Source organism: Pedobacter sp., from assembly GCF_039594775.1.
Taxonomy (GTDB): Bacteria; Bacteroidota; Bacteroidia; order Sphingobacteriales; family Sphingobacteriaceae; genus Pedobacter.
The window spans coordinates 1,002,280-1,021,778 of sequence record NZ_JBCNMT010000001.1 but is presented as its reverse complement, the minus strand read 5'-3'; the positions used below and the strand labels follow the sequence as shown (position 1 = coordinate 1,021,778).

At 39.7% G+C, this 19,499-nt stretch carries 13 protein-coding genes; 8 read left to right on the top strand and 5 right to left on the bottom strand.

All coding sequences use genetic code 11. The features are described 5' to 3' along the window. Window positions 1-5 precede the first annotated feature (5 nt). From ABDV71_RS04400 to ABDV71_RS04380, 5 genes are all read right to left on the bottom strand, one after another. Window positions 6-3,359, bottom strand: coding sequence for a SusC/RagA family TonB-linked outer membrane protein (locus ABDV71_RS04400; RefSeq protein ID WP_343531208.1), 3,354 nt, complete (start codon window positions 3,357-3,359; stop codon window positions 6-8). Window positions 3,360-3,468: 109 nt separating this feature from the next. Then, the gene (locus ABDV71_RS04395) at window positions 3,469-4,521 is read right to left on the bottom strand and encodes a FecR domain-containing protein (protein WP_343531207.1); all 1,053 of its coding nucleotides are present in this window, start codon (window positions 4,519-4,521) and stop codon (window positions 3,469-3,471) included. Between the two features lie 97 nt (window positions 4,522-4,618). Next, window positions 4,619-5,176 (bottom strand): sigma-70 family RNA polymerase sigma factor, encoded by a 558-nt coding sequence (locus ABDV71_RS04390; RefSeq protein WP_343531206.1) that lies wholly within the window; start codon window positions 5,174-5,176, stop codon window positions 4,619-4,621. Window positions 5,177-5,236: 60 nt separating this feature from the next. After that, a complete protein-coding gene (locus ABDV71_RS04385) occupies window positions 5,237-7,036 on the bottom strand; it encodes a hypothetical protein (RefSeq protein WP_343531205.1) in 1,800 nt (599 codons plus the stop codon). Between the two features lie 95 nt (window positions 7,037-7,131). Next, window positions 7,132-8,838: a hypothetical protein gene (locus ABDV71_RS04380; RefSeq protein ID WP_343531204.1), complete on the bottom strand. Its 1,707-nt coding sequence runs from the start codon at window positions 8,836-8,838 to the stop codon at window positions 7,132-7,134. Window positions 8,839-8,976: 138 nt separating this feature from the next. Here ABDV71_RS04380 and ABDV71_RS04375 point away from each other — a divergent pair, with 138 nt between their 5' ends. The 8 genes from ABDV71_RS04375 to groL all read left to right on the top strand — a co-directional run bounded on the left by ABDV71_RS04375 (window position 8,977) and on the right by groL (window position 19,317). Then, window positions 8,977-10,515 (top strand): MiaB/RimO family radical SAM methylthiotransferase, encoded by a 1,539-nt coding sequence (locus ABDV71_RS04375; protein ID WP_343531203.1) that lies wholly within the window; start codon window positions 8,977-8,979, stop codon window positions 10,513-10,515. Window positions 10,516-10,594: 79 nt separating this feature from the next. Continuing rightward, window positions 10,595-11,830, top strand: coding sequence for a sigma 54-interacting transcriptional regulator (locus tag ABDV71_RS04370; RefSeq protein WP_343531202.1), 1,236 nt, complete (start codon window positions 10,595-10,597; stop codon window positions 11,828-11,830). Between the two features lie 3 nt (window positions 11,831-11,833). Beyond that, a complete protein-coding gene (locus ABDV71_RS04365; protein ID WP_343531201.1) occupies window positions 11,834-12,343 on the top strand; it encodes an LptE family protein in 510 nt (169 codons plus the stop codon). A 33-nt stretch (window positions 12,344-12,376) separates the two neighbouring features. Continuing rightward, a complete protein-coding gene (locus ABDV71_RS04360; RefSeq protein WP_343531200.1) occupies window positions 12,377-13,762 on the top strand; it encodes a hypothetical protein in 1,386 nt (461 codons plus the stop codon). A gap of 14 nt (window positions 13,763-13,776) precedes the next feature. Further along, window positions 13,777-14,133, top strand: coding sequence for a preprotein translocase subunit SecG (gene secG, locus ABDV71_RS04355; protein ID WP_343531199.1), 357 nt, complete (start codon window positions 13,777-13,779; stop codon window positions 14,131-14,133). A 96-nt stretch (window positions 14,134-14,229) separates the two neighbouring features. Continuing rightward, a complete protein-coding gene (locus ABDV71_RS04350; protein ID WP_343531198.1) occupies window positions 14,230-16,881 on the top strand; it encodes a BamA/TamA family outer membrane protein in 2,652 nt (883 codons plus the stop codon). 390 nt (window positions 16,882-17,271) lie between these two features. Beyond that, the gene (locus ABDV71_RS04345; RefSeq protein ID WP_113647972.1) at window positions 17,272-17,550 is read left to right on the top strand and encodes a co-chaperone GroES; all 279 of its coding nucleotides are present in this window, start codon (window positions 17,272-17,274) and stop codon (window positions 17,548-17,550) included. A 126-nt stretch (window positions 17,551-17,676) separates the two neighbouring features. After that, complete coding sequence (gene groL / locus ABDV71_RS04340) at window positions 17,677-19,317, top strand: chaperonin GroEL (RefSeq protein ID WP_343531197.1); 1,641 nt, start codon at window positions 17,677-17,679, stop codon at window positions 19,315-19,317. Window positions 19,318-19,499: the final 182 nt, after the last annotated feature.

Genomic DNA, 19,499 nt, shown 5'->3' with positions numbered 1-19,499 from the left:
AGGTTTTAAAACTTAACGTTTAGGTTTAATCCAAAGGTTCTAACTGGAGGCACACCTCCCAATTCAAGGCCAGGGAAAGTTGCGTTGTAGCTAGATTCTGGATCGATGTTATCGGTCCTCTTCATCAGAATAGCTAAGTTTCTTGCTACGAAACTCACGTTAAGTCCTTGAATTTTGTTGTTGAACATTTTAGCTGGAAAATTATACCCTAATACAATCTGTCTCAACTTAATAAAGCTGGCATCTTGTACAAAACGAAAGGAAGTATTATTCGCGGTATTTTCGTAATATTTAGCTGCGGTTACATTTCCTGGTGCATCTAAAGCCTCTCTGTTTGCCAAAGTGGATTGATGCAAGCCAAAGATATATCCATAGTAATCGGTAGCAGAAAAGATTTTACCACCCCATTTACCATCGATTAAAATAGATAGGTTAATGCCCTTGTAGTTGAACTCGTTGTTCCAACCTGCAAACCATTTATTGTACGCAGATCCATAAGCCTTTAAATCTCCTCTTGCGGGTCCGTTTGCATCCTCTACAATTTTACCATTGGCATCATATTTATAATCATAAGCCATGATTTGAGAAGCTGCCTTACCTGGGATATTTTGTAAAAAACCCACTCCAGAACGAGAGGTAGCAATCAACTGATTATCTACACCTTCTGCTAGAGAAATCACTTTATTATTGTTGTAAGTAGCATTTAGTGAAGACGTCCACATAAAGTCTTTTGTTTTTACCGGCTGCCCCGACAACAACATTTCCCACCCTTTATTTTCTATTTCACCAGCATTTAATACCGCTCCAGCATAACCCGTAGTGCTAGATGTGGTTACAAATGAGATTTCATTCTTAGAACGTTTTTTGTACCAAGTTAAATCTAAATTCAACCTACTGTTAAGAAAACGCAACTCTGTACCAAATTCTAATTCCGATGCTTCTGATGCAATCAATGATGCATTAGGGATGTTCGTATTCGTAATGATGCCCAATGGTGAGCCATTCAAGTTTTGGCTCATGAAATTATAGGTCAATGCGGTTTGATAAGGATCTGTAGCTTGCCCTACAATTGCATAACCTGCTCTAATTTTACCAAAGTTTAATACTGATGGTTTCCAAAGTTCCGAGAATACGAACGAGGCATTAACTGATGGATAAATGATATACAGTTTATTGTCTTTAACTGGCGTGGCCAAAGTACTGAACCAATCAGAACGGGCACTTCCAGTCAAATAAAATAAATCTTTATAGCTAAACTCTAAGGTTCCGTAGGCAGATTGCGTTTCTGAATGGCTTTCGCTATAGTTTACAGATTTATTTTTAGCATTTAAGATATTGTACACGCCAAAAACTGCGAAATCAGTTCCATTATTGGTCATTTGAGAAACATCTGTTTTACGATAACTTGCTCCCAAATTAGGGGTTAAGAAAAAGTCATCGGTCAATGTGAATGTTTTACCGACTAACACATCTGCGTTAATATCAGAAAACTTGGTTGCTTGTTCTGCAATTTTACCATTGGCATAATAACCGGTCCCTGACGGCACCACGTTTTTATAAGTATCATTGTAGTTATCCTGACCTACCCTAGCCTGTATAAACAAACCATGATCTAAAGTATATTTGGCAGTAATCGAACTTAACAAACGATTACGCTTAGTGTTGTTCACAAATTCATAAGCCGCAAACCAAGGGTTAGTAGCATACACATTGCCCGAATTGTATAGTTTCTCACTTTGGTCAGCATTTCGCCAAGGTTTCAAACTATTAATGTTAATGCTGGTTGGCAAAAATATGGCATTATAGTTGGCATTACCAGCACCGTCTGAAACCATAGGTCTGTTTTTTACCTGCTCTAAAATATAATTTGCACGGGCATCAATACTTAAACGCTTAATTGGCGTAAAAATACCAGCAAAGTTAAACGACTGTCTATTTAGGCCCGAATTAGGCACAATCGAATTATTATTTACGTCGCTTCCCGATAAGCGAATGCTTCCGCCATCAAAGCTTTTGTTAAGTGCTAAGGTATTGGTCCAGGTACCACCTGTTTTGTAAAAATCCTCGATATTATCTTTTTGGGCAGAATAAGGTCTACTTACGCCATCAAACTGGATCACATCGCTTCCATCTAGCTTAGCTCCCCAGCTCGAACCACCTACTTGAGCAGCTCCAGCGGCTGTAGTCGGTTTCCTGCCATTAGCGCCTTGGCCATAAATGTATTGCCAGTTGGTGCGGTCAACCACCTGCTCTGCCACATAATTGCTATTGAAATCAATCCCACTTCCTTTACCACTTTTGGTCGTAATTAAGATTACCCCTCCTTTTGCACGATAACCATACAATGCTGCTGCTGCTGCGCCTTTTAGTACCGAAATACTTTCGATATCATCGGGGTTAAGGTTTCCTACAGCATCTCCCAAATCTGGAGCATTATCCCATTGGCTACCTTTATTTCCATTAGGATTGGAATTATTTAAACCTACGGGTTTATTTTCCATAGGCACGCCATTGATTACGTACAACGGTTGGTTGCTTTGGCTTAAGCTGGATACACCACGGATAGTTACTGCTGTTGCTGCACCAGCACCACCACTGGTGCTCGCAATGTCAAGTCCCGGCACCTTGCCCGATAATGAGTTCATCAGGTTGTTCTCTCTTGCTTTCGTCAAATCCTCCCCTCTTACTTCACTAACAGCATAACCCAGCGCTCTTTTTTCGCGTTTGATCCCCAAGGCAGTAACTACTACCTCGCCCAATTGCTTCAGGTCTTCTTGTAAAACAACTTCCAAGGTTTTGTTGCCTCCTACAGCAACTTCTTGGGATGAAAACCCCTCATAAGAAACAACCAAAACTGCATTTTCTGGCACTATAATGGAAAACTTTCCATCTACATCTGTAGAAGTACCGCGGCTAGTCCCCTTAACCCTTACGGTGGCCCCTGGCAATGGAAATCCTTTTCCATCTTTGACACTACCTCTTATGGGCGAATCTTTAACCCTGCTAATGACAACAAGCCCAAGGTCGGAAACCGAATAACTTAGTTTGGTGTGCTCTAAAATTTCGCTCAGCACATCGGTCACTGGAGCGTTGTTCACCTTAATGCTTACATCTTTGTTGATGGGGACATAATTTGAGCTGTAAACGAAACGGTATTTGCTCTTCTCTTCGATGAGCTTTAACACATTCGAAAGCTTGGCTTTCTTTACATCGAGCGAAATTTTCTCCTGCGAGAAAACCGATGCAGAAACGTTTAAACAGGTAATGAACACCACTAAAAAAGACAGTTTCATTAGGATGATAAATTTAAAGAGCTCTCTGTACCTAAAACGCTCTTGCGGTAAGTAATAATAAATCATATGTTTGTGTTTTGGTTGCGGTTTGTGGCAGCCAGTGTTTTAGCGAACACTGCCATAAATACATCAAAAAATTTGTAAAGGGCGATGCGTCAACATCGTCCTTTCTTTCTTATTTTGATATCTTAATTTGATCTCCTTTTATTTCGTAATTAAATTTTTCTACTTGTTGTAAGGCGTCCAATACCTCCTTAATTGTTTCGTTACTAAAAGTTGCCGTGAAACGGTATTTTTCTATTTCAGGGCTAACAAATGTGATGTTTACATTGTACCATTTTTCTAGAATGGATTTTATTTCTCCGAAATCTTGATCTAAGATTTCTATTTTATTCTGTACCCAGGCAGTTTCTACCACTGTGCTGTCTCTTGCCAGTTGATAATGGTCTATGGTAATTTCTGGGTGCGAGATTTTCAGTTGTCGTTTTTGCTGAGGCAACATGGTGGCAGCCACCGTCTTTTTATACAGGGTAATTTTTTGGCTTGGCTTTAAGGTGATAATTCCACCTCCATTTACAGGCTGCATGGTAATTAAACCACGAATCAAGGTAGCTTCAGAAGTAATTTCATCTGGATAAGCCTTTACGTTAAATGCCGTTCCCAGTACGTTGATCTCAAATTCAGAGGTTTTAACTTTAAAGGGCTTCTTACTATGGGTAACGTCAAAATAACCTTCTCCCTGCAAAGAAACTAAACGATTACCTTTATTGAATTGCTCATCTAACTTAAGCGTACTTTTTGAATTTAACCAAACGGTTGAGCCATCGGGAAGCGTTACTTTTTTACGTTCTCCTGCTTTGGTTTGATAAGTTTGAGCATAGATTACTGGTTCGGGCTTTTGTTCAGCAAAAAAGATGGAACCTAATCCTATCACAAGCAACACCGCAGCTGCAATTGACCACCAAATTCTTCTTGGCCTTAAAGGAACTACCTTAGGCTGCTCAAACCCTTCCTGAAATGCCAGTATTCTTTCGTTCAACTTTGCCTTGTTGCCGCTCAAAAGTCTATAAAGCTTCTCGGCCTCGGCTATTGTTTTTTGTTGCTCTGGATGTTGCGAAATATATTTGCTCCAATAATCAATAGATAATTGATCTGTACCAGCACAATAGTGCTGGAATGTTGCATCAATTAAAAAGTCTTCGGGCTCGAATTTGCTTCTATCTATCATTTTATTTTACGCCTTTTAATAGACAGTGCCTCAAATCAGTTTTTTTTCCTAAAGATTTTTTAACTTTTTTTTAACGTTATGAAAAATACCGCTGATTTTAGAAACTATTCAGCTCCTTGCGCAATACCTTAAGGGCATCGTAAATGGTATTATAGGCCGTTTTAATGGTCTGATTGGTTTGATCGGCAATTTGCTCGTAGCTCAGTCCTTCAAAAAACTTTAGATGAATCAATTGCTTTTGTCTAAAGGTGAGTTTGGCCAGTGCTTGTTTAAGTTGGTAACGTACAATTTCATCGCTTTGCACCTTTACAATAAACTCTTCATAGCTCATTTCCATCCACTCGCCTTCGTCTCCGGCTTTAAAAAGTGCCTCGTGGATTTTTCGTTCCCTCTCTAATAGGCGTAAGAGTCTTCTTTTTAGGAAGGTTCTAAGATAGGCTTCTACATTTTCTACCCGAGCTAGGTTTTCCCTCTTCTCCCAAATAGAGGTAAAAACATGGTCGGTGGCCTGACCTGATAAATCTGTATTGCCACAAACCCTTACCCCAAAATTAACCAGACGATAGTAAAGCGCCTTGTATAAATCAAAGAATGCGTCACGGTCGCCCATGCAAATTCTTTCCCACAATAACTGATTAGCTAGTTGGTTATCCATTTGGTTAGTTAACTCGCAATATAAAATGTTTATCGCTGAATAAAAAATTCAGCAATTAGTTTATCTGTTTTTTAAACGCTCAGACTTCCGCAGCTCTCTCCTCATCCTTCGTTTTTCTCGCTCATCTTTCATGTTTTCAAATTTGGAAACATACCCCTTGATTTCCGCTATTTTCTCTGGCGTAAAACCCACACTATACTTTACTCCCTGAAATAGGGTTTTCCAAATAAAATTGAAGAAAGAACCCGTTGGCTTACGTTTGTAGTTAATTGGCGCCACAGTGAATTTTCCATCGTCCGAGGGATTATCAGAATGAATAATGATGGCGTTGGCCAGTAAGGACAAAAGCCCCAAACGTTGTAATCTTTGTCCACCTTCATGCTGCTTCATCAGTCCTAACGACAAATCGTTGTACACAAATTTCACTCTTCCTGTGGCCACATCTTCGTTGGCCTTAATGTCAAATGCCAGTTTACGGATCAGGCAGTTTTTTACTTGGACCATGGCCAGCGGCCTAGTAATATAGTTGAGCTGCCTACCATCCATATCCTGTAATTGACCTTGATATGAAAAATCAGCTTTTGGTGCTGTAGTATTAAATTTAAAGTTAACAGTTAATTTACCTTGCTCCATCAAATGGCTCACCAAATTAGCTTCTATAATGGGGTCTATTTTTTTATACTTTGCTTGGTTAGTTACGTTGCTGATCACTCCTGAAGTATTGTTAAAACTAATTCGACCCCTTTGCTTACTTTTTCTGTCAAACTCCGCATAGCTGATGTCCAGTTTTTGTAACAGAACTTTCTTTAACGTAATTGGAATTTTGATTTTCTGCAATAACTGATGAGGGAATCTACCTGTTTTATCCTTCACTAGCTTGGGGTAGGAATTGTCGTTAAATACGGACAGGAAACCATTAGCGATATGCATTTGATCAGCCAGCACCTCTCCTCGTTTAATATACGAGCTTAAGTTAATGCCCGATAAATCAATATTGTTAAGCTGCAGGGAATAACGATCTTTAGCATAACCGCTAACCTTTGCAAACTCCTCTTCTGAATAACGAGGCGTTAAGGCAAACTCTTTAATATTCACCTTTTTTGCAGAGGCACTAAATTCGAACTGACTGGCCTTGATATAATACATGCTATCCGGCGTAGCATAGGTATAATTGTTGAGATATACATAGGCATCTTTCAATAAATAAAATCGGCTTTTATCTTCCGCAGAAGTCGAATCAATCAACCAATCTTTTAAGGTAATGGTAAGATTAGAAACGGTATCTGATTCTACTGTCGAATCGTTTTTGTTTACATATTTAAAACTGGCATTTTTAAAATCAATGGTCCTGATGTGCAAAGCTTTAAAGATAGACTTAATGTAATCATATGGTGATTTCTCCGGTCTTGGCGGTTTATTTTCGTTAAAAGCAAAAGACCTATTCACCATGGTGATGTGTGGTTGATCGAACAATAATAAATCTATCTCCAATTGTTGATTGAAATAGATTTTAAAGGGGTGAAATTTCTTGATGCTCAATTTTTCAAGATCAATATAGTACAAATTGTTAGGTGCCTTTTGTTCATCAACCAGCTTTTGGTAGGCAACGGTATCAGGCACTAACCTTACCTTGGTTAAAGAGGCGTTTCCTGTCAGCGGATTAACATGTACCTGATCAAAATGAATATCGTAAAGACCATTTGTAGCTTTTTTAACAATAGCACCTAGTTCTTGCTGTACAAGAGGTTTTATTTTTCCCGAGATATACCATGAAACTCCCAGTATTACGAGTATTAAAAACAGGAAAGCAAATGAAATGTACTTAAACTTTCTGCTTTTGATGATTTTTTTAAACGTCATGGGAGTTAAAACGGGGTTAACAACCCAAGATACGGAATTTATTTTTACACAGACAGTTTAAATACCCTTCCAAAGGCCACACCTGGTGCTGAATATTACTTTTTCTTTGGCTCTGGCATTTTTTTCATGGGCACTATGCCTATGCCCGCAGCTTCTCTCATTCCCTTAAATACCGTCTTCCACATCAAATTAAAGAAGGACGCTTGAGGCACTCGTTCATGGGTAACGGTCACCTTTCTGGCTTTTTCTCCTGGAATATTATCATCCTTGATCAAAAGTGTATTGGCCAAAAAGGACAATAAACCTTTCTTCTTTTCTTTCCCGTTCTCATCTTCGCTCAGCATTTTGATTTTTAAATCAGTATAGAAAAAATTGACTACTCCTTTTGAACCACCGCTACTCGCTGAAACATCAAAATAGGCACTGGTCACTTTTCCGCTTTCTATGGCTATTTGTCCTAAGGGCTTGGAAATTTCATTCAGTGATTTTAAGTCAAAAGCTTTTACGGTACCTTTATATTGAAATGCCGCATTTTTAGCAGTGAGGTTAAAATCTATTTTAACGTTCATTTCAGCAGCCCCCATCACGTAGGTCGTCAAATCTGCATAAGCATGGTTTTGCGACGAAAGCCTAGCGCTATCGTTAGTTAAGTTACTAACTACTCCATTTAAACTGTTGAGCTTAATTGTTCCAATCTCCTTTGTTTTGGGATTATACTCACCATATGCCACATCCACTTTGGCAATTTTTAAACGTTCAACAATGGTTGGAATAGGCAATCTACGCAATGCCACGTGCGGGAAGTTCCGAGCCTTATCAATATTAGGTGGCGGCAATTCTCTGTTCATGAAAACATCTACCTTGGCTGGACCCAAATTCACTTCTTTTACATACAGTTCACCATTGTTATTTAAGCCCACATAATCTATTCCCGCCAAACTAATCTTTTGAAAATTCAAATCATATCTATCCTTTTGCGTGCTGTATCTCCTACTGAAAGCCAGCTTTGGATACATGGGAACCATTTTAAAACCTCTTATCTCCAAATCTTTTCCTGTAACTGAGCCCCTCAAAGTATCGAGCTTTAAGGTGTACATTTTATCTTTCGTTACCGACTGATATCCCAACAATTCAAACCCAATATTTTTACTATGAAAAACTCTGGTGGTATCAAACTGTGACAACGAATCAATCAAGATGTCTTTTACGTTAATTGAAAGATGTTTTACTGAATTTAATTTTTGCTTGCCATTATAATAATCGAAATTGGCATCCTGCACCTTTATCTGCCCCACCGAAATAGACTTTAATGATTTTGAAATTAACTCATATAAAGTCTGTTCTTTTTTTGAAGTAACCTTGCGCTTAGGCACTTTATGGTAAATCATATCAATAGAAGGCTGGTCCAGAATAATCGCTGTCAAGGATACTTTCTTTTTAAAATATGCGGTTAATATACCCACTCTGGATATTTTCAAATGCGCCAGTTTAATCTTAAAAAGATGTGCTGGGGCTTCTTCACCAACTCGTAATTGATTGAAAACGGCAGTGTCTGGCATCAAACTAATGCTATCCAACACAGCGGTTCCTGTAAGCAAATTGAGATGAATGTCCTTAAAGTTGATTTGATACAAACCCTTTGAAGCCTCTTTTACCCCATCTTTGATTTTTGTGGTTAAAGTAGGTTTCCATTTGGCACTTAAAACTAATGCTACAATACCTAGCAAAATAACGATTGCTCCAACAACACCGCCAGCCCAATACCAAAATTTACGCCTACGATAGAATGCCTGTTTATCCATAAGATTTCCGTTAGTACCTCTAAAGACAAAATCAGGGCCTTATTGTTTGTGATGATAAAGAGATTGTAAAATTACTGCCATTCTGTCATTTTTGATTAATTTTTTGTACTTTTGAAGCCCATAAAAAACAATTTGTTGATGATTGATTTCAAGCTTCAGGATAAAACACATGATGAATCTCGCCAAGGAGAAGCGTTGGTATTAGATAAAAAAGGTGACGGTAAAAAGCTTTACATAGAAAGCTACGGTTGTCAAATGAATTTTGCGGATAGCGAAATTGTGGCCTCTATCCTTTCCGAAACTGGCTTTGAAACTACTTCCGACTATCATAATGCAGATGTAATCTTCATTAATACCTGTTCTATCCGAGAAAATGCCGAGCAGCGTGTCCGCAACAGGCTATCGCAGTTTGGCGTGGAGAAACGTAAAAATCCAAAATTAGTGGTAGGCGTTTTAGGTTGTATGGCCGAGCGTTTAAAATCTAAGTTCTTGGAAGAAGAAAAGTTGGTGGATGTAGTAGTTGGCCCCGATGCTTATCGTGATCTACCAAAGTTGATTACCGAAGTGGAAGATGGCCGTAAAGCGGTAAACGTGATTTTATCTCGCGAAGAAACTTATGCAGATATTAGCCCTGTTCGTTTAACCGGCAACGGAATTAGTGCATTTATTTCCATTACCCGTGGCTGCGATAACATGTGCTCATTCTGCGTGGTGCCTTTCACTCGTGGCCGTGAACGCAGCAGAGATCCCAAAACAATTGTGAATGAAGCCATTCATCTTTTTGAGCAAGGCTATCGCGAAGTGACCTTATTAGGTCAAAACGTAGATTCGTATCACTGGAAAGATGGACAGGAAGTAAAAAGCAAAGCTGACGACTTACAAGACGACATGAATACCTTAACGGGTGATGCCTTGCTGGAGGCTTTGGTAAACAAAACCGACTTGCCTGAAAAACGCGGCGACCATAGCCATGACGCATTGGAAGGCAGCGTAAACTTTGCACAATTAATGGCCATGGTTGCCGAAATAAGCCCTGAACTAAGGGTCCGCTTCTCCACCTCGCACCCTAAAGATATTACCGATGAGGTATTGCATACCATTGCCAAATATGACAATATTTGCAACTATATTCACCTACCGGTGCAAAGCGGCAACAGCAGGATTTTAAAACTCATGAACCGTACCTACGACCGTGAGTGGTATATGGACCGTGTAGATGCCATTAAACGTATTATTCCTGGTTGTGCAATCTCAACTGATATCATTACCGGTTTCTGTACCGAAACAGAAGAAGAACACCAAGAAACATTAAGCATGATGGATTATGTAGTTTATAGCTTTGCTTACCAGTTTGCTTATTCTGAACGTCCGGGAACATTGGCCGCACGTAAATACAAAGATGATATTCCTGAAGAAGTAAAAATGAGGCGTTTAAATGACATCATTCAAAAGCAACAGGAAGGTTCACACACTTACATTAAGAATTTTGTGGGCAAAACCGTCAAAGTACTGATTGAAGGTTTCTCTAAAAAATCTGACAAGGAATACAGGGGCCGTAACGATGAGAACGTGATGGTGGTTTTTCCCGTAACAGACAATGTGAAGCCCGGTGAGTATGCAAATGTTTTAATAGAACGTTGCACCATTGCTACTTTAATAGGTAGAGTGGTTGATTAAGTTACCTGTTACGAATTTTGTGTTACAAATACTCAATTCAAAACACATAACACAAAACTTGTAACCCATAACATTAAATATGGATACACAAAGCATCAAACAACGTTTCGGCATCATTGGCAATTCGCCTTTGTTGAACCGAGCGATAGATACAGCTAGTCAAGTTGCTCCTACGGATATGTCGGTGTTAATCACCGGCGAAAGTGGAAGTGGTAAAGAAGTTTTTTCTCATATTATCCATCAACTGAGCACTCGCAAGCATGGAAGTTTCATTGCTGTAAACTGCGGTGCTATTCCAGAAGGAACCATTGACTCAGAATTATTTGGTCACGAAAAAGGCTCTTTTACTGGAGCCCATGAAGCCCGTAAAGGTTATTTTGAAGTAGCCAACGGCGGTACCATTTTTTTAGATGAGGTTGCCGAATTACCATTGGGCACACAGGCCCGTTTGCTTCGCATACTTGAAAGTGGTGAATACCTTCGTGTAGGCTCCTCTAAAGTACAAAAAACAGATGTAAGGATCATTGCCGCTACCAATGTTGACGTTTATGAAAGTGTACGAAAAGGCAAATTCCGTGAAGATTTGTACTATCGTTTAAACACTGTGCCGTTGCGCATCCCACCGCTAAGGGAGCGCAAGGATGATATTTACCTGCTTTTCAGAAAATTTGTTTCTGATTTTAGCAATAAATACCGTACCCCAGGCATACAGTTAGACAATGAAGCAGTACAAATGCTTAGTAATTATAGTTGGCCAGGAAACGTTAGGCAATTAAAAAACATTGCCGAGCAAATCTGCGTGCTTGAAAAAGATAGAAATGTAGATGCCCAGGCTTTACTCAACTACATTCCTAATGAGCAGAACAATAATCTGCCAATGGCGGTAAACAGCAATAGTAAAGAAGATTTCTCAGAACGTGACATTCTGTACAAAGTATTGTTCGACATGAAAAAGGACATGGTAGAACTCAAAAAACTTGTTGCAGAAATCATCCAAAATGGTGGCGGTAACATGGCCCATGTCATTGCCGATAACCCGCAGTACATTAACCAGCTTTATCAGGATGTTGATTTGAATAATCATTCAACGGAACCAACGTTAACGATTAAGCATCCTTCGCAAAACATGCCTAATGACTTTAATTTCGCCCATGATGCGGAGGAAGTTGAAGAATCGTTATCATTGGTGGATAAGGAATCGGATTTGATAAAAAAAGCGCTGAAGAAACATAAAGGCAAACGTAAATTTGCGGCGCAAGAGCTTGGCATTTCCGAACGTACACTTTATAGAAAAATAAAAGAGTTAAATCTTTAACAGATGAAAAAATTATTGTTTTCCCTAGCAATTGTGGCAGTAATAGCAGGCTGTAGTTACAAATTTAATGGCGCCTCTATTCCTCCTGCAATGAAAACCCTTAACGTAAGGTTTTTTGAAAACATTGCACCATTGGTAGTACCCACATTGGCCCAAACTTTTACCGAAGATCTAAAGGAACGTATCCGTACACAAAGTAGGCTCAGCATTACCCAAAACGATGCCGACGCGATTATTGAAGGCAGAATTACAGGATATGATATTAAACCTGTGGCATTTACCGACAACAGGCAGCCAACCGCTGGCGCTACCCGCCTAACCATTACCGTAGAGGTAAAATATACCAATAATCTCGATACCGGAAAGGTAAAAACAAGCTTCAGCGAATCATTTAGTGCATTCACTGAATTTCCAGCAAACCAAAACTTACAGACCCAAGAACAGGCTTTAATTAAAAAGGTAACTACACAGCTTACAGAGAACATTTTTAACCGTGCTTTTGCACAATGGTAAATAAAATGTATTTTCAATTGTTAACTTAGCGCAATGGAGTTGAATATAGAGAAAACGCAACAACTGGAAAAACTACTTGCTAAGCCAACTTTGGCCACACAAGAACATATCCCATTTTTGCAAAATCTCATCGAAGATTATCCCTATTTCCAACCACTACACTTATTGCTCGCAAAGGCTAGTAATGGCCATAACACTCAACAAAATGCGCTAACCAAAGCTGCCCTTTATACCAACGGCAGTATTTTGCACCGCGTATTGCATGAGCCACAACAACTACAGCCCGTTGAGGAAATTAAGATTGTTACTTACCCAAATTGGAACAATCAACAACAGCTATATATAGCGTCCAAAAATAGTAGCGAAACACCTGTAGCGCCGGTTACAATTACCGAAGCTCCTGAAATTGAAAATTTGGAACCCCTTCCTCATGAAGTGATCATTAAGGAACCAAGCAAGGCACAGGAAAAATTAGAAGTCGTTGAAGACGTTAAGCCAATAGTTACGGAAAAAGTCACGGTGCAAGATTTTGTAGCCCCAGAAATCGAAAACCTGGAGCCCTTACCAAGTGAAGTGATCAAGGTTTGTGACCCAACACCAGAAACCAATGACGATACCGCACCTCAAGAAGACAAGGAAACTGATGACCAGGAAACTTTTGAAGAAATTGGCGAAGTAACCCTTACCCACGAACATTTATCACAGCCCGAAACCGAAGAGGCAACGGTTGAAGAAGAGGTGATCATTGATGATTCCGTAAATACCGTAACTGACCAAAACGAAAGCTTAGCAGAAGCGAACTTTTTTGCTTTTGAACCAAGCTTTGAAACAGAAACCGTTCAAGAAGAAGTACAAGAAACGCAGGAAATAGAGCAACTTCCGGTAACCATTCAACCAGAAAACATCGTTGAAGAAGTGTCTGACGAGCATATCATTAGCAAGTATGACGATGACAAGCTTCCCTTTACCTTTTTATGGTGGTTGGCCAAAACACGTAAGGACCACGAGCAGATTTTTAGGCCTTTTGCCTCTCCAGCAAAAACAAGTTCACCAACGCAAGACCTACAACAGCAATATGTTGAGAATATTTTTCACATACAAGCACCTTTTGAACCTGGAAAGGAAGTAGAAGTTCCAACAACCGAAAAACCGACGAAAGAAAGTAAAATTATCGATTCGTTCATTAAAAACGACCCTCAAATAAAGGCACTTAAGCCTCATCAGATCAATAACGAAAACAAAGCTAAACGAAGTGCCGAGGACAATTACGACATGGTATCTGAAACTTTAGCACAAATCTATATCGAGCAAATGCTTTATCACAAGGCGATAGATACTTATCAAAAATTAAGTTTGAAATTTCCAGAAAAAAGCCGTTACTTTGCCGACCTTATACAATCTTTGGAAAAGAAAATTTAAAATTATTATACGATATGTTAATCTTATTTATTGTTTTATTGGTAATTGTATGCGTAGCACTAGGTCTATTTGTATTGATACAAAACCCTAAAGGTGGCGGTTTAGCTACCGGTGGTGCTAGCAGTAACATGTTTGGCGTACAACGTACTGGCGATGTACTAGAAAAAGGAACTTGGGTTTTATTAGCCCTAATTGTAGTATTCTCTTTAGCGATTACAGCAATGAGCAAATCAGGTTCAACTACTGGTACAGGTTCAAAAATTGATGAGCATATCAATAAAGCAGCTACTCCATCACCAATTGGTAGCGGTTTACCTACCAAACAAGCTCCAGCTACAACACCTAAAGCTGCTGATACTAACAAAAAATAGATTTCTGTAAAACGAAATATAAATGTAAGCTCCTTAACTTAACCGTTAAGGAGTTTTTTTGTTGAAGACTTTTGGCAAGCCCCTACCCTATCACCAATGTTAGATTGCCAGCCAGCATTTATTTTCTATATTTGGGAAAGTCATTGTGTATTCTTGAAAAAACTACTCCTAATTGTTTTCAGCAACCTGCTTTTTTACAGCTTGGCGAGCGCACAAAACAGGGCCGATAGTATACAAATTACCGTTGCTCCTGCCTACAATGATGCTAGCAAGCTTCATCGTTTTTTCTTTGGCGAAAATTATCGCAAAACATGGGCAGCTCCAGTTAAAATCAGGATATTTAAGATACAGCAGGAAAAAGGGGGACTAAAAATCGTGAAACTGGGCGGTGGTATGCAAACCCGTTCCTTACGGCTAGAAGATAATGCCGGGCGTCAATATGTGCTGCGCACCTTGCAAAAATATCCAGAGAGGGCATTGCCCCCAAATCTTAAGGAAACCATTGCCAAAGATATTTTGCAAGACCAGGTAACTACGGCCAATCCCTTTGCCGCACTTACCGTTCCCCCATTGGCCAATGCCCTTAACATCCCGCACATGAACCCCGAAGTGGTTTATGTGGCCGACGACCCGGGCTTGGGCGAATACCAAAAAGATTTTGCCAACCAGGTTTTTCTTTTCGAGGAACGAATTCCAGACGATAGTGAAAAAAGCGTCAATACCGATAAGCTGATCAAAAACCTGCAAAAGGACAATGATGAACTGATAGACCAAAAAACAGTGTTAAGGGCACGTTTATTGGACATGCTACTGGGCGATTGGGACCGACATGAAGACCAGTGGAGATGGGACAAGAGCAAAGCGGGCAAACAAACTATATACACCCCCATTCCCCGAGATCGCGACCAGGTGTATTATCAAACGTCGGGTGTTTTTCCTTGGATTGTGTCACATCAATGGCTAAAATCTAAATTCCAGCCGTACGAAAATGAAATTAGGGATATTAACGGATGGAATTTTAATGCAAGGTATTTTGACCGTTCGTTTTTAAATGCCCTTAGCCAACAAGATTGGGAAGAGCAAATTGCCTATGTGCAACAACACCTCCCCGATTCGCTCGTTTATCGTGCCATGAAACGGATGCCTCCTGCAGCGTATGAAATTTCGGGAAAGCAACTGGCCGAAACCTTTATCCAAAGGCGAAACCACTTAGCCAAACAGGCTATGGAATACTATCAGTTTATTTCAATTTACGTTGACATTCCGGCCACCGATAAGCATGAAAAGCTGACATTGGATTATCGCGAAAATGGTGAAATAGCGGTGGCCATCTATAAAACCAAAAAAGAGGGCAATGTAGAAGGGATTATTTACCAGCGCACATTTAATCCTCAAATCACTAAAGAAATCAGGTTATATGGTTTCGGGGGCAACAACGCCTTTGAAATAAAAGGCCAGCACAAATCGAGCATTAAGGTACGCTTAATAGGTGGACAAGATTCAGATTCCTACCAAATTGACAACGATTTTGCAAATGCCAACAAACTGTTGATATATGATGATAAAGGAAGTAAAAACAACTTGCCTAACAAAAAACTGGCAACACTTAAGTTATCAAACGACACCGCAGTTCACAGTTATAGCCGTAAAAGCTTTGCTTACGACAGGTTTGAAATAGTAGTACTGCCCGAATACAATAACGATAACGGAGTGTCATTAAATTTTGGTTTTAGGGATACCAAGCACGGTTTTAGAAAAGAACCTTATGCCTTTAAACATGAATTGATTGCCAATTACTCCATTCCCCGAAAATCGTTCTCTATAGCTTACGAAGCCGACTGGAAAAAGCTTATCGGCAATTACGACCTCAACATCAGAGCATCATCGCAAGGTCCCAACAACGTGGGCAACTTTTTTGGCGTAGGCAACAACTCCCAATTTAAGGCTTACCTGCCTGATGACGATGGCGAGTTTGATAACGATCAGGATGACAAAATCCCATTTTTCCGTAACCGATATGATTTGGTAGATGCCGATATTAGCTTAAAACGTCGCTTTGGTAATTTTGAGCTGAGCGCTGGAATCAGCAACCAGTTTTATAACAGCGCCTACTCCAATAACAGCAACAAGTTTTTGGGTCTTTATCAAAACTCATTTCCTAACGAAAATGTTTTTAATACCAAATGGTACACTGGCATAAAGCTTATGGCCATTTATGATACGAGGAACAATCTCCTGACACCTACCAAGGGTGTTTATTGGCAAACTACGCTCAGGGCACTTCAGCAATTAAACGAAAACCACTTGCGCTCCGGGTCTTTCCATACCGATTTTACGGCCTACCTTAATCCCGACGGGCACGGAAGTTTTGTAATTGCCAATCGTAGTGGTGTAGCGGCCAACGCTGGCGATCCCGCATTTTTTCAGATGGTTAAACTGGGAGGTTCCGTTAACTTAAGGGGCTTTTATAGAAGTAGATTTACGGGCACATCATTGGCATTTAACAACCTTGAGCTAAGGTTAAAGATTCTTGATTTTAATTCCTATCTTTTCCCTGGCAAAGTTGGTTTAATTGGGTTTCACGATATTGGACGGGTGTGGTCAAAAGGCATCCAGTCCAACACTTGGCACAATGGATACGGTGGCGGTATATTCTTCTCCCCTGCCGATCTTCTTTTATTACAGGCGGTGGTGGGTACCTCGAAAGAAAGCACCATGACCTATGTGGGAATGGGCTTCCGTTTTTAGCTAAAGTATTTTTGTAATTATTTCGCTCGTTTTATTAAAAATCTCTAGAGATTCCTCCTAGTCGGAATGACAAAATAGAATTACGAATACGTTGATACTACCTATGTCCTTTTTGTCATTCTGAGCGCAGCGAAGAATCTCATTGTAGATAGGAGACTGGGAAGCAACTATGTAGTAAATCCCAATAATACTTATTTATAACCGCAAAGAAAAAGAAGATGGACGCTAAGAACGCAAAGCTGTCACTCTGACACCCAAAAAATAAGCTATATTTACCCCAACTGTCAAAGCGGTGAAATTTTGTCAACCCAAAACCACTTGGCACAAAAACTGATGACAGGTATACTGTTAATTTAAACATTTTAAAATCAAAATAATATTATTAGAGTTATGGCTTTAAATTTAAAACCAATTGGAGACAGGATTGTGGTAGAAGCTGCACCTGCTGAAGAAAAAACAGCTTCTGGTATCTATATCCCTGATACTGCAAAAGAAAAACCTCAACAAGGAACAGTAGTTGCTGTTGGCGCTGGTAAAAAAGATGAACCAATGACTGTAAAAGTTGGCGACGTAGTGCTTTATGGCAAATTTGCTGGTACTGAAGTATCTCACGAAGGAAAAGAGTATTTAATTATGCGTGAAAGCGACATTTACGCTGTAATTGGATAACATTTAATGATTAAATGACTGAATTTCGAATGAGTAAATTCAGCATAAATCAGAAGTAATTATTAAAGAAATCGAGGGAATATTTAATCATTCACTCATACAATCATTCAAAATTTCATTAAAGAAATGGCAAAACAAGTAAAATATAACGTTGAAGCTCGTGACGCACTGAAAAAAGGTGTTGACACTTTAGCAAATGCAGTAAAAGTAACTTTAGGTCCAAAAGGACGTAACGTAATTATCGATAAAAAATTCGGCTCACCAGCCATCACTAAAGATGGTGTTTCGGTAGCTAAAGAAATCGATTTGAAAGATCCAATTGAGAACATGGGTGCTCAAATGGTAAAAGAAGTAGCTTCTAAAACTGCTGACATTGCAGGTGACGGAACTACTACTGCCACTGTTTTAGCGCAAGCAATCGTAGCTGCTGGTATTAAAAACGTTGCTGCTGGTGCAAATCCAATGGATTTGAAACGTGGTATCGACAAAGCGGTGACTACTGTAGTAGCTAACTTGAAAGAGCAATCACAAGCAGTTGGCGAAGACAACAACAAAATCAAACAAGTGGCTTCAATTTCTGCGAACAACGACGAGGTAATTGGTTCGTTAATTGCAGAAGCGATGCAAAAAGTAGGTAAAGACGGTGTAATTACTGTTGAAGAAGCAAAAGGTACTGAAACCGAAGTTAAAACGGTTGAAGGTATGCAATTCGACAGAGGTTACCTTTCTCCATACTTTGTAACCAATGCAGATAAAATGGAAGCTGAGTTAGATGCTCCTTTTATTTTGATCTACGACAAAAAAATCAGCAACATGAAAGAATTGTTGCCAGTATTGGAAAAAACTGTTCAAACTGGTAAGCCGCTTTTAATTATTGCTGAAGATCTAGATGGCGAAGCTTTAGCTACCTTGGTAGTTAACAAAATCCGTGGCTCACTGAAAGTTGCTGCTGTTAAAGCTCCTGGCTTTGGCGACAGAAGAAAAGCAATGTTAGAAGACATCGCTATCTTAACTGGCGGTACCGTAATTTCTGAAGAAAGAGGTTACAAATTAGAAAATGCCGATTTAACTTACCTAGGTACTGCAGAAAAAGTAGTGATTGACAAAGACAATACTACTGTAATCAATGGTTCTGGTAAAACTGAAGATATTAAAGCTCGTGTGGGCCAAATTAAAGCGCAAATCGAGACGACTACTTCAGACTACGATAAAGAAAAATTACAAGAGCGTTTAGCTAAACTTTCTGGTGGTGTTGCTGTACTTTACGTAGGTGCTGCTTCAGAAGTTGAAATGAAAGAGAAAAAAGACCGTGTTGACGATGCTTTACATGCCACTCGTGCAGCGGTAGAAGAAGGTATTGTTGCTGGTGGTGGTGTTGCTTTCATCCGTGCGGTAGAAGCTTTAGCTAACCTAAAAGGCGACAACGACGATGAAACTACTGGTATTGCCATCGTTAAACGTGCAATCGAAGAGCCTTTGCGTCAAATCTGCGAAAACGCAGGTATTGAAGGTTCAATCGTGGTACAAAAAGTAAAAGAAGGCAAAGCTGATTTTGGTTACAATGCACGTACCGATGCTTATGAGAACTTAATTGGTGCTGGTGTTATCGACCCAACTAAAGTATCTCGTGTAGCTTTGGAAAATGCAGCTTCAATTGCGGCAATGTTGTTAACTACCGAGGTAGTATTAGCAGATGAGCCAGAAGAAGCAGGTGCTGGTGCACACGCACACCCTCCAATGGGCGGTGGCATGGGCGGCATGATGTAAGATTATTCCGACATTGCTGTCATTCAGAGCGAAGCGAAGAATCTCTTAAAGATTCCTCCTATCGTCGGAATGACAAAACATACAAAAATCCCTCAGAGCGAAAGTTTTGAGGGATTTTTTTTAATAGAGTTTCGTCATTTCGACCGCAGCGTAGCGAGTGGAGAATTGAAAATCAACGAAGT